The 12848-nt window shown below is 67.9% G+C and carries 8 protein-coding genes and 1 pseudogene; 6 read left to right on the top strand and 3 right to left on the bottom strand.

What is annotated here, in order from left to right; all coding sequences use genetic code 11:
* Nucleotide 1 precedes the first annotated feature (1 nt).
* Together ACFQ9K_RS30310 and ACFQ9K_RS30305 are read right to left on the bottom strand one after the other, a co-directional pair.
* Nucleotides 2-2287, bottom strand: coding sequence for a molybdopterin guanine dinucleotide-containing S/N-oxide reductase (locus ACFQ9K_RS30310; protein WP_378724122.1), 2286 nt, complete (start codon nt 2285-2287; stop codon nt 2-4).
* Nucleotides 2288-2388: 101 nt separating this feature from the next.
* Nucleotides 2389-2808, bottom strand: a complete 420-nt coding sequence (locus tag ACFQ9K_RS30305; RefSeq protein WP_378724125.1) for a nitroreductase family deazaflavin-dependent oxidoreductase — start codon at nt 2806-2808, stop codon at nt 2389-2391.
* Between the two features lie 344 nt (nt 2809-3152).
* On the opposite strand from ACFQ9K_RS30305, the pseudogene ACFQ9K_RS30300 reads away from it, so the two are divergent.
* From ACFQ9K_RS30300 to ACFQ9K_RS30285, 4 genes and pseudogenes are all read left to right on the top strand, one after another.
* Nucleotides 3153-5444, top strand: a pseudogene (locus ACFQ9K_RS30300) (MMPL family transporter); the annotation flags it as partial.
* A gap of 97 nt (nt 5445-5541) precedes the next feature.
* Entirely contained in the window at nt 5542-6477 is a 936-nt protein-coding gene (locus ACFQ9K_RS30295) for a TIGR03621 family F420-dependent LLM class oxidoreductase (RefSeq protein ID WP_378724128.1), read from the top strand.
* Between the two features lie 385 nt (nt 6478-6862).
* Nucleotides 6863-8182 carry a family 1 glycosylhydrolase gene (locus tag ACFQ9K_RS30290; protein ID WP_378724131.1) on the top strand — a complete coding sequence of 440 codons (1320 nt, stop codon included), beginning with the start codon at nt 6863-6865 and terminating at the stop codon, nt 8180-8182.
* The gene (locus ACFQ9K_RS30285; RefSeq protein WP_378724134.1) at nt 8179-8373 is read left to right on the top strand and encodes a hypothetical protein; all 195 of its coding nucleotides are present in this window, start codon (nt 8179-8181) and stop codon (nt 8371-8373) included. Before ACFQ9K_RS30290 ends, ACFQ9K_RS30285 begins: the two co-directional genes overlap by 4 nt.
* Before the next feature lie 118 nt (nt 8374-8491).
* Here ACFQ9K_RS30285 and ACFQ9K_RS30280 read toward each other — a convergent pair whose 3' ends face one another.
* A complete protein-coding gene (locus ACFQ9K_RS30280; protein ID WP_378724137.1) occupies nt 8492-9196 on the bottom strand; it encodes a TetR/AcrR family transcriptional regulator in 705 nt (234 codons plus the stop codon).
* A gap of 197 nt (nt 9197-9393) precedes the next feature.
* On the opposite strand from ACFQ9K_RS30280, the gene ACFQ9K_RS30275 reads away from it, so the two are divergent.
* Both ACFQ9K_RS30275 and ACFQ9K_RS30270 read left to right on the top strand, forming a co-directional pair.
* Nucleotides 9394-11115, top strand: coding sequence for a GMC oxidoreductase (locus ACFQ9K_RS30275; protein ID WP_378724140.1), 1722 nt, complete (start codon nt 9394-9396; stop codon nt 11113-11115).
* Nucleotides 11116-11372: 257 nt separating this feature from the next.
* Nucleotides 11373-12824 carry an amidase gene (locus tag ACFQ9K_RS30270; RefSeq protein WP_378983887.1) on the top strand — a complete coding sequence of 484 codons (1452 nt, stop codon included), beginning with the start codon at nt 11373-11375 and terminating at the stop codon, nt 12822-12824.
* The last annotated feature ends 24 nt before the right edge of the window (nt 12825-12848 follow it).

Raw genomic sequence — 12848 nt, 5'->3', positions numbered from 1 at the left:
CCTACGAAGGCCGCTGCGCCACCGCCGGCGCCCGGTTCACGACCAACGCAGGGACGGTGCCCTCGTATCGTTCGATCTCGACCAAGCACAGCTGCCCCGCACACCCCTGACTCAAAGTCGAGGAGGGCCGGTCAGGGGTGAGCACATTGGGGTTGCCGTGACGGCAGAAGGTCGGGTCGGCCGGGTCGGGGTCATACCAGGCGCCGGTCGACAGTTGGGCCACCCCCGCGCGGACGGCGTCATCGATGACCAGCCCGGCCAGGCAGCTGCCGCGCGCGCTGCGGATGCGGACCAGATCGCCGTCGCGCAGACCGCGGGCCGCGGCGTCGCCGGGGTGCAGCCGGACCGGTTCGCGGGCGCCGATCTTCACGGATTGACTGAACCCGCCGACGTCGAGTTGGCTGTGCAATTTGGTACGTGGCTGATTGGCGACCAGTTGCAGCGGGAACTCGGCGGCGGCCGGACCACCCAGCCACTCCTCGGGCTCGAGCCAGGTCGGATGGCCCGGGCAATCGGCGTAGCCGAAGCCGTCGATCGTCGCGGAGAAGATCTCGATCTTCCCACTGGGCGTGCCGAGCGGGAAACGCTCGGGATCGGCGCGGAAGTCGGCGCACAGAACCTGCCGCGGGTCACGGACGGGCAGGTCGACGTGCTCGCTGGCCCAGAAGGCGTCGAAGTCGGGCAGGTCGTGACCGGCGTGGTGGAGCCGCCATTCCTCGTAGAGATGACGCAGCCATTCCCCCGCGGTGCGGCCCTCGGTGAATTCCTTACCGGCACCGAGACGTTCGGCCAGCTCGCTGAAGGTCGCGTAGTCATCGCGCGCCTCACCGTGCGGGCGGGTGATCGCCTTCATCGCAAACAGGACGCGGTCGTTCTCCCCGGCGCCGTAGTCGTCGCGTTCGATCGACATCGTCGAGGGGATGACGAAGTCGGCGTGCCGCGCGGTCGAGGTCCAGAACGGATCGTGCACGACGACCGTCTCGGGCCGGGCGAACGCGGTGCGCAGCCGAGCCAGATCCTGGTGGTGATGAAACGGATTCCCGCCCGCCCAGTAGACCAGCCGGATATCCGGGTAGGTCAGGTGCTGCCCGTCGTAGTCGAAGGGCTGCCCGGGATTCAGCAACATGTCGGCGATGCGCGCGACCGGAATGAACGTCTCGACACGATTGAGTCCCTGCGGCAGCCGCGGCGGCGAGAACTCCCGCGCGGGCTCGCCCACGCTCGCCGCCGACCCGTAGCCATGCCCGAACCCGCCGCCGGGCAACCCGATCTGACCGAGCATCGCCGCGAGCACCAACCCCAGCCACAACGGCTGCTCGCCATACTGCGCACGCTGCAACGACCAACTGACCGTCACGAACGTCCGCGCCCCCGCCATCTCCCGCGCCAGCGCCCGAATGCGCTCGGCGGGCAGACCGGTGAGCGCCGCGGCCCACTCCGGCGACTTGACCGTCCCGTCCGCGCCACGCACATAGCCGATGAACCGCTCGTAGCCCACCGTGTACCGGTCCAGAAACGCCCGATCCGCCAACCCTTCCGCGTCCAGCACCTGCGCCAACGCCAACATCAGCGCCGTATCACTGCCCGGTCGCGGCGCCAGCCACTCCGCCTCCGCCTCGACCGGCGTGTCGTCGCGCAACGGCGTGATCGACACGAACCGGCAGCCGCGCGCTCGCGCGGCACCGATCCACCCGCGCGTGTTGTGCCGCGACACCCCGCCCGGCGCCACCGCCGCGTTCTTCGGCGACAACCCGCCGAACGCCACCACCAGCTCCGTGTGCTCGGCCAGCACCGACTTCGCCGTCGCGTGTTCGATCAGCAACCCGAGATGCCCGAACAGATGCGGCGTCAGCACCTGCGACACCCCGAGGCTGTAACTGTTGACATGCCGCACATACCCGCCGAGGCAGTTCAGGAATCGATGCAACTGGCTCTGCGCGTGATGAAACCGCCCCGCACTCGCCCACCCGTAGGACCCGCCGTACACCGCCTCGGCCCCGTACTCGCGATACACCCGCCCCAGCTCACCGGCCAGCAGATCCAGTGCCTCGTCCCACGACACCGGCACGAACGGATCGTCCCCACGCCCGGGCGCTCCCGGCCCGTGCGCCAACCAGCCCCGCCGCACATACGGTTGATCGACCCTGGTCGGATGATGCTGTGCGGAGGCCACATTCTCGATCAGCCGCGTCGGCTCCGGATCATCGCGCCACGGCCGGACCGCGGTCAGCCGCTCCCCGTCGCTGTCTGCCTCGAAGGCGCCCCAATGCGTCAGATGCGTGGTCACCGCCCCACCGTAACCCGGCCCGCCGACAACCGGGCGGCCACCTCGACGGCATCCGGCTCAGACGCGATTCCTCGACGCCGAGAACGCCTTTCGGCTCCACCTCAGACGCGACGCAACTCGAAGATCCGGAACTGACGACCACCGGAGAGCTCGTACTCCATCTCGTACCCCGGCCAGAATTCGACGGCCATATCCCACGCGGATTTGCGCTCCACACCGGTCAACTCGGTGACCGACACCGTGAACTGCTCCCCGCTGTGCCGGACCGTAGCGGTGCCCGCGGCCCGCAGATTCGACGACCACACCGGATGTTTCGGACTCCCCCAGTTGGAACCCAGGACCAGGAAATCCTCCCCGCGCGGGACATACAGCAGCGACGTGGTCCGCGCGATGCCGGTCTTGCGCCCCGCGACGGTCACCTCGATCGAGGGCAACCCGACCAGATCCAGCACCCCCATCCGGCCGTCGGTCCAACGCCGAACCGCGCGTTCGGCCGGAATAACGACGGGCGCCGTACGCATGACCCAGCGCTGTTGAGCCAACCTGCGAGCAATCCGAGGCAGCGGATTCGACACCATGCCAGAATCCTGACACGTCCGCCCGACGAACCCGCAGCGGCAGGCCGCGACCGAGGGGCATGTCACATCGCAGCACGCAAAGTCGTTGACCGACAACGCTCCACGAACAACCAGCCGGCCCCGACATTTCCTAGCAGAACTCTCAGGAAGACCACTCCGCCACGCCGGTACTTTGGAAAGCGCGCACATCGGGCGCGACCACCGGAAGGATGCAATCTCTTGATGATCGGTGCCCCCAGGCCGCTCCCCACCCGACCGACCTGCCCGCACCCACGAAGAGCCGCCTGATGTTCGCGCGCTGGGGCGATCTCGTCCACCGGTTCCGCTTCCTCGTCATCGGCCTCGTCGGCGCGAGCATGCTCGCGCTCGGCGGATACGGCTACGACCTCGGAAACCATTTGGGCGCCAGCGGATTCGACGACCCGACCTCCGAATCAGCGCACGCCGCCCGAATCGCCGACGACGCGTTCCTGCGCGACCACAGCGCCGACGTACTCCTGGTCTACACCGCCCCACCCGGGGTGAAACTCGACGACCCCGCATTCAGCGCCCCGATCGTGGACAGCCTGAACAACCTGCCGAAGAAACACCCCCAGATCGACAAGATCAACGGCGCCTACTGGCAGACCGACGCGGCCCTCGGCAACCCCAACTTCTTCGGCAAACCCGAGGAGAACCGCGCGTTCGCCTCCGTCGCCATCAAAGGCGACAACGACACCGACATCGTCAACAACTTCCGCGTCGTCAAGGACGCCTTCTACATCCCCGGCGTCGACGTCCAGGTCGCCGGCCTGCAACCCATCGCAGGCGCCCTCACCGACACCCTCGCCGACGACCTGCACCGCATGGAACTGCTCGCCCTGCCCGCCGTCGCGATCCTGCTCTTCTTCGTCTTCGGCGGCCTCGTCGCCGCGGCACTGCCGCTGATCCTCGGCGGCCTCACCATCATCAGCGCCAACGGCATCGTCCGCTTCATCACCGAATTCACCCAGGTCAACTCGTTCGTCTCCAGCGTCGTCACGATGATCGGCCTCGGCCTCGCGATCGACTACGGCCTGTTCATCGTCAGCCGCTTCCGCGAAGAGGTCGCCGAAGGCTACGAAACCCCCGTCGCCGTCCGCCGCACCGTGATGACCGCGGGCCGCACCGTCGTCTTCTCCGCCACCATGATCGTCATCAGCCTCGGCGGCATGCTGTTCTTCCCACAGGGATTCCTGCGCTCGCTGGCCTACGGCTCCATCGCGACCGTCTCACTCGCCGCGCTCTCGGCCATCACCATCCTGCCCGCCATCCTCAGCATCCTCGGACCGCGCGTCGACCTGCTCGGCATCAAACGCTTCAGCCGCACCAAATCCGCCGAGGAAGTCGAGAACGGCCTCTGGGGACGCAGCACCCGATGGGTGATGCAGCACCCCAAGAAGATCGCCATCCCGCTGATCCTCGGCCTGCTGCTGCTGATCATCCCGGTCAAGAACATCGCCTTCGGCACCTTCAGCGAAACCTATCTGCCACCGGACAACCCCACCAGGACCGCACAGCAGGAATTCGACGCCACCTTCCCCAAACGCAAATCCGACCCCGTGCAGCTGGTGTTCGTCACCGAAGACACCGACGAGAACCGCCAGGCCCACCGCAACGCCATCGGCGCGGCGGTCAAACTCGCTAATCGAGCACCCGGACTCGCCGACCTCAGACCCGGCGTACCAGGCGAATTCGCCACGCCCACCGCCTCGACCCTGCGCCCCGGCGTCTACCGCACCGAAGCCCAACTGGCCGACTCCACCGACACCGCCGCGGCCGACGAAACCATCGACTACCTGCGCTCGATGGACCTCCCCGACGACGTCACCATGCTGGTCGGCGGCCAGCCCGCGTTCAAGAAGGACTCCATCGACGGCATGCTGGGCCGCGTACCGTTCATGGTCGTCGTGGTGCTGCTACTCACCACCATCCTCATGTTCCTGACCTTCGGCTCGTTGGTACTGCCGATCAAGGCCGCCCTCATGAGCGTGCTCGGCCTCGGATCCACGCTGGGCATCCTCACCCTGATCTTCGTGGACGGCCACGGCTCGAACCTGCTCAACTTCACCCCGCAGCCGATCCAGGCCAACGTGCTCATCCTGATCATCGCGATCATCTACGGACTCTCCACCGACTACGAGGTCTTCCTGCTGTCGCGCATGGTCGAAGCCCGCGCGAAGGGCGCGACCACCACCGAGGCCGTCCGCATCGGCACCGCGCACACCGGCGGCATCATCACCGCCGCCGCGCTGATCCTGCTCGTCGTCACCGGCGCGTTCGCCTTCTCCGAACTGGTGATGATGCAGTACATCGCCTACGGCATGATCGCCGCGCTGTTCATCGACGCCACCATCCTGCGCATGCTGCTGGTCCCCGCCATCATGAAACTGCTCGGCGACGACTGCTGGTGGGCGCCGGCCTGGATGAAACGACTCCAGCAGCGCGTCGGCCTCGGCGAACCCGTCCTCGACGACGAACATCCCAGCACCCGTGGCATGACCGACCTGGTCGAGACCACACCCGTCACCGACCCGGTCACCGTGCGCCTGCCCATCGTCGGCGCGGAGCCGGGCAACCGCTGAATTCGCCCGTAGCGGAATCGGTTCCGGCATCGGGGTAGCCGAATTAGCGTGAGCGGCTCGAAGGGAGGCGAGCATGAACGCTCCGATCAAATTCTCCATGACCGCCAATGTGATGGAGGTCGGGTCCTGGCCGGACTTCGCCCGCGGGTGCGAGGCGGACGGCTTCGACGCACTGATGGTGCCCGACCATCCCGGCGTATTCGTCGCACCGTTCGTCGCGCTCGCCGCGGCCGCGACGGCCACCGAGACCATCCGGCTCGGCACCAACGTGGTCAACGCCGGGATGTGGGAGCCGCTGCTGCTCGCCGGCGAGGTCGGCACGCTCGACGCGATGTCCGGTGGGCGGGCACTGTTCGGAATCGGGGCCGGGCACAATCCCGCGGAATGGACGATGCAGGGGCGGCCGCATCCGTCGGCGGCGGACCGGGTGGCCCGGATGATCGAGGTCACCGACACCACACGGCGATTGCTCGCCGGAGAGACGGTGACGTTCGCGGGTGCGCATGTGCGGCTGGACGACGCGGTGCTGGCGCTGCCGCGACCGGTACAGGAGCCCGTGCCGGTCCTGGTCGGCGGCAACGGCACCCGCGTGCTTCGCTACGCGGCGGCCACCGCGGAGATCGTCGGGTTCTCCGGGCTCGGGCGGACGTTGCCCGACGGCCGTAATCACGAGACTCGGTGGCGGCGCGATCAGATCGACGCGCAGGTCGAGCTCGCGCGAGACGCCGCGGATCGGGCCGGGCGGGCGCCGGCGTTCGAGGCGCTGGTACAGCACGTGGAGATCACCGATGACGCCGAGCGCGCCTGTGCGCGGTTTGCCGAGGACATTCCGACCACCAGCGCGGCCGAGTTGCTCGACTCACCGTATGTGCTGATCGGGACGGTCGACGAACTCGTCAGCGAGGTACGGGGGCATCAGAAGCGTTGGGGGTTCGACCGATTCGTCATGCGCGCCGCCGCCCGTACGGCGGGTGCACAGCTTATCGACGCACTCGCGGCAGCTGAGTAACAGCGCCTGACCCTCCCCTCTCGTCTGTGCTGGAGAGAGTGCTGGGTCAGGTGGCTTCAGTAGTGGTGATGCGTGGTTGCGGTAAGGCTAAGTGAGCAGCATGCGAAGATGCGCATATCTACGTAACTAGATGTATTATTCTGGGTTATACCGATCCCTTATGAGATGAGCCCCCGGAGATGGGGTTTCCGGAACCCACTGTCCCCCAACCGAACTCCCGGCTGAGATGCCACCGCTCCCCGCGCCCTGCCGAAAGGCCTCCCTACCTCACGCCTCCCCCACGTTCCGACAACCCACCGCCGCACATCCCCCCGAAACGGACATACGACCAGTTACGCTGTCCCCCAGGTCCATGGCCCCGGTCACCCCGTTGAACAGGAGTCCGATGCGATCACCACGTCGTCGCCACGTCTTGGCCATCCTCACGGCCGCGCTCGTCGTCGGGAGCACCGCCATCAGCGCCGCCCGGCCGGCACCGCCCGCGCAGGTCGCCCCGCTCGGCGCCGACTTCCGCTGGGGTGTGGCCGCATCCGGATACCAGTCCGAAGGGCACGCACCCGACAGCAACTGGTCGCGCTACGTCGCCGCCGGTAAAACCCATGACCCTTATGGTGATTCGATCGACTTCTACACCCGCTACCGCTCCGACATCGCCCTGGCCGCGCAGCTCGGCGTGCGGGTCTACCGCATCGGTATCGAGTGGGCCCGCGTGCAACCGCGGCCCGGCGAGTGGGACGAGGACGGACTCCGCTTCTACGACAACGTGATCGCCGCGATCACCGCGGCGGGCATGCAGCCGATGCTCACCATCGATCACTGGGTCTATCCCGGCTGGGAGGTCGACCGCGGCGGCTGGCGCACCGCGGGCATCGTCGAGGACTGGCTCGCCAACGCCCGCACCCTGGTCGACCGATACGCCTCGGCCGATCCGCTGTGGGTCACCTTCAACGAGCCCACCTTCTATATCGTCAACGAGCTCCAGAAGGGCGGCGTCTCGCCCACCGACATCCCCGCCATGCACGACCGAATCGCGCAGGCGCACAACGGCATCTACGACTACATCCACGCCGTGCAACCCGGCGCGCAGGTCACCAGCAACGTCGCCTACATCCCCACCGGCGAGGACCTGCTCAACAAACCGCTGCTCGACAAGATCGGCGGGCGGCTCGACTACATCGGCATCGACTACTACTACGGCCTCTCCCCCGAGTCCCTGCTGGCCGGCCCACCCGACTTCGAACGGCTGTGGACCCAGCCACTTCAGCCCGAAGGCATCTACTACGCCCTCCAGCACTACGCCCGGCAGTTCCCCGGAAAGCCGCTCTACCTAGTCGAAAACGGCATGCCTACCGAGAACGGCGCACCCCGAGCCGACGGTTACACCCGCGCCGACAACCTCCGGGACACCATCTACTGGCTGCAACGCGCCAAGGGCGACGGCATGAACGTCATCGGTTACAACTACTGGAGCCTCACCGACAACTACGAATGGGGTTCCTACACGCCACGTTTCGGCCTCTACACGGTCGACGTGCTCACCGACCCCACCCTCACCCGCAAGCCCACCGACGCCGTCCCCGCCTACACCGCGATCACCGCGGCCGGCGGCGTGCCACCCGACTACCGCCCCACCCGAGCCCCGCAGCCCTGCTCCTTCGTCGACGCCGCGGCCAGCTGCCTCGACCCGGTCACCGTTCCTCGATGACCGCCGACCCGACCGCCGTTCTCCAACGCTGGCAGAACTCCGGCGCCCTCTGGCGCGTCCTCGCCCGCCGCCCCGATCGGATAACCATCGGCCTCTTCGACTGCACCGGCGGCCAGGAGATCGACCGGCTCACCTCCGCCGACCCCGCTCTCCTATGTTTCGTCGGCGACCGCCGCAGCAGCGAAGACTGACCACGGACCCCGCACCAGTTTTGACACACGCACGCGTGTTTGCGCGGCAAGTCGTGGTGCGGGAAGTCAGAAGGCGTGCGTGTTCTCCGGCGACGTCGCGGCCGACGGTTTGCGGGGGTCAGGGGGTTGGGTGGTGGCCAAGCATGTCGAGTAGGCCGTCGAGTTGGAGTTCGAAGAGTTCGTCGCGGTCGGCGAAGGTGTCGGCGCCGTACATGTCGAAGAGGTCGGCGCTCACGGTGCCGAAGAGGGCGGCCCAGAAGGTTACGCCGCGGACGATGAGCCAGTCGGGGATGTCCATGTTCAGTTCGGCGCGGATCTGGGCGAAACTTGTTGCGAGGGGCGATGTTACGCGGACCTCGGTGGCGGGGGGCCGGAGCCGGTTCGCGTGGTAGGCGCGCTCGAAGAGCGTTTGCAGGGTTATGATGACTCGGGTGCCGGGGGCCATGGTCTGGTCGGCGGGGGCGTCGTAGCCGGGCACCGGGGTGCCGAAAAGCAGTCCGTAGTGGGCGGGTTCGGCGTGGGCCCAGCGGCGGACGGTGCGGGCGAGGACGCGCATCCGCTCGATCGGATCGTCGGGCGCGTCGGCCAGCGCGGCGTCGACCGCGTCGCCGAGCGCGTTGTAGCCGTCGACCACGAGCAGGGTGAGCAGTTCGTCGCGACTACTGACGTAGCGGTAGACAGCCGACGAGACGACGCCGAGATCGCGCGCGACCGCACGGAGCGAGAGCGCCGCCGCACCGTCGGTGGCCAGATGTTCGCGACCGATCCGGACGATGTCGTTCATGGTCTGAGCCCTGGCTCGGGCGCGCGGCGTCGTCGGCATCCATTCACCGTGCAATATCCAGAGAGCGTTGTCAACAACAGTGAGCACTGCTCTGGAACCGACTCGAATTCGCGGCGCTGAGCGCGGGAATGCGGGTGCCGCCGAACCAAACCCGGGCCGCCCGCCCTGGTTCTGCGCACAACCTACTGAGTAGTAGTGTTAGCCGAGTCACTGGCGACCCGATCGAGGAGCTTCCTATGGACCAGCGAGCAACGGACTTCGACGTCCTCATCGTCGGATCTGGCTTCGGTGGCAGCGTCACCGCACTCCGGCTGGTCGAAAAGGGCTACAAGGTCGGCGTGCTCGAGGCGGGCCAGCGGTTCGCCGACGACGAGCTGCCGAAGAACAGCTGGGAGCTGAAGAAGTTCCTCTGGGCGCCGAAGCTCGGCTGCTACGGCATCCAGCGCATTCACCTGCTGCGCGACGTCCTCATCCTCGGTGGCGCCGGGGTCGGCGGCGGGTCGCTGAACTACGCCAACACGCTGTACGTGCCGCCGGAGCCGTTCTTCCGGGACGCGCAGTGGCGCGACATCACCGACTGGCAGACCGAACTCGCGCCGTACTACGAGCGCGCGCAGAAGATGCTCGGCGTGGTGCGCAACCCGCACATGACCCCGGCCGACGAGGTGTTCAAGCAGGTCGCCGACGACCTCGGGGTCGGCGACACGTTCGTGCAGACCCCGGTCGGCGTGTTCTTCGGCGAACCGGGAAAGACCGTGGCGGACCCGTACTTCGGTGGCGTCGGTCCCGAACGGACCGGCTGCGTCGAATGCGGTGACTGCATGGTCGGCTGCAAGTTCGGCGCCAAGAACACGCTCGTGAAGAACTACCTCTACCTGGCGGAGAAGGCCGGGGCGGAGGTCATCCCGATGACCACCGTGACCGACCTGCGCCCGCATCCGGACGGCACCTGGGATGTGTCCACCGCGCGCACCGGCGCCTGGATCCGCAAGCAGCCCAAGACGTTCAGTGCCGCGAACGTGGTGTTGGCGGCGGGCACCCGGGGCACGCAACAGCTGCTGTTCGCCATGCGGGACAAGGGCGCCCTGCCGGAGCTCTCCGATCGGCTCGGCCAGCTGACCCGCACCAACTCCGAATCGATCGTCGGCGCGGCGACCAAAAAGGTCACGCCGGGCGTCGATTTCACCAAGGGCGTCGCGATCACCTCGTCGATCCATCCGACGCCGGACACGCACATCGAGCCGGTCCGGTACGGCAAGGGTTCCAACGCGATGGGCCTGTTGCAGACGCTGATGGTGGACGGCGGCGGTCGCATTCCGCGCTGGTTGCGCTTCCTCGGCATCCTGCTGCGCCGCCCGATGGATCTGCTGAGCTTCCTGAGCACCAAGGACTGGAGCGAGCGGACCATCATCTCGCTGGTCATGCAACACCTGGACAACTCGATCACCACCTACACCAAGCGCGGACTGTTCGGCCGCAAGCTGACCAGCAAACAGGGTCACGGCGAACCGAATCCGACCTGGATTCCGGTGGGCAACGACGTGACCCGCCGGGTGGCCGCCAAGATCGGCGGCATCGCGGGCGGTAGTTGGGGTGAGATCTTCAACATCCCGCTCACCGCCCACTTCCTCGGCGGCGCGGTGATCGGCGCCGACGCCGAACACGGCGTGATCGACGGCTACCACCGCGTATACGGCTATCCGACGTTGAGCGTCGTCGACGGTGCGGCGGTCTCGGCCAATCTCGGTGTGAACCCGTCGCTCACCATCACCGCCCAGGCGGAGCGCGCCGCGGCGTACTGGCCGAACAAGGGCGAGGTGGATACCCGCCCCGCGCTCGGCAGTGCCTACCAGCAGATCGCCCCGGTCGCGCCGGCCAAGCCGGTAGTGCCCGCGAACGCCCCGGCCGCACTCGTGCTGCCGATCGTGCAGATCAATAGGACCCCCGCCGCAGGCTGAATGGCCGAGCCGAGCACGATATCCGTCCTGTTGTAGGCAACGGCCATTCGTGCTCGCGGTTACGCGAAGTCGGCGCACCGAAGGCCGTGGCCTGCGGGGCGCCGACGTCGATGGTCGAGCAAGCGCGTGCCGCTGTCGGACTGTAGCCCCGGTGGAATGCTCGCGCGGCTACGCGTTCCACGACGACGCCCGGCGCCCCGCCCGATTCCGCGCGGCAGGGAATCGGGCACCCGGAATCCGCCGGTATGGTCGATGCAATGGAGTGGAGTTTTCGTGCGGCCGAAGAGCTTTCGGCCGCGATGCGCGCTGGTGCGGTGACCTCGGTCGAACTCACCGAGGAGGCGATCGCTCGGATCGAGCGGGACGATGAGGCGATCAACGCGATCTGCGTGCGGGACTTCGAGAATGCTCGGGCCGCGGCACGGGCGGCGGATGCGGCGCGTGCTCGCGGCGAGGACGGCCCGCTGCTGGGTATTCCGGTGACGGTCAAGGAGTCCTACAACATGGCCGGGCTGCCGACGACCTGGGGCATGCCGCAGTTCAAGGACTACGTACCGGCCGAGGACGCGGTGCAGGTCGCGCGAATCAAGGCCGCCGGAGCGGTGATCCTCGGCAAGACCAATGTGCCGCTCATGCTGCAAGACCTCCAGAGCTACAACGAGATCTACGGCACCACCAACAACCCGTGGGACCACGGTCGCACGCCGGGTGGATCCTCCGGCGGCTCGGCGGCGGCCCTCGCGTCGGGGTTCGGCGCACTGTCCATCGCCTCCGACATCGCCGGTTCACTGCGCACCCCCGCGCACTTCTGCGGCGTCTACGCGCACAAGCCGACCCTCGGTCTGGTGGCGATCCGCGGCATGGTCCCGCCGCCCGTGCCCGCCCTGCCCACCGGACACGACCTGGCCGTCGTCGGCCCGATGGCCCGCACCGCCCGCGACCTCACGCTCCTGCTGGACGTGATGGCCGGGCCCGACCCGTTGACGCACGGTGTCGCCTACGACTTGGCACTGCCACCCGCGCGGCACGAACAACTAGGCGACTTCCGGGTCTTGGTCCTCGACGAGCATCCCGTCATTCCGACCTCGTCGGCGGTCCGGGCAGGCGTGCACCGGGTGTCCGCCGCGCTCACCGATGCAGGAGCGAAGGTTGAACGGCACACCTCGCTGCTCCCCGATCTGACCGAGGCCGCGCAGCTTTATGTGCAGTTGCTGGGCGCGAACCTCGCCTCGAATTTCCCCGCGGACCGCTACGAGCTGTTGCGGACCCGCGCCGCCGGCCTGAGTGCGGACGATCGGAGTCTCGCGACGATGTGGTTGCGCGGCATGGTGTTCAGCCATCGGGACTGGGCCCAGGCGAACAATCGCCGCGAACAGCACCGCCACGGCTGGCGGCAGCTCTTCGCCGAGTTCGACGCCGTGGTCTGCCCGATCACCGCGACCCCCGCGTTCCCGCACGACCACGAGCAGGGCGTCGGCGAACGGAAGATCGACATCGACGGCGTCGACTACCCGTTCCTCAACCAGTTCGCCTGGGCCGGCCTGGCCACCATGCCCGGGCTGCCCGCCACCGCCGTCCCGACCGGCCTGTCCCCCGCGGGCCTGCCGGTCGGTGTGCAGCTGATCGGTCCGATGTTCGAGGACCGCACCCCGCTGCGCTTGGCCGAACTGCTGGAGCAGCGGATCGGCGGCTTCCGAGCACCGCACTAGCGCAGGCGACTCCCCCGCCCCGAG

This window comes from Nocardia sp. NPDC056564 (genome assembly GCF_042793755.1).
In the GTDB taxonomy this organism is placed as follows: domain Bacteria; phylum Actinomycetota; class Actinomycetes; order Mycobacteriales; family Mycobacteriaceae; genus Nocardia.
The sequence above is the reverse complement of the archived record's forward strand: the minus strand, read 5'-3'. Positions and strand labels throughout refer to the sequence as shown.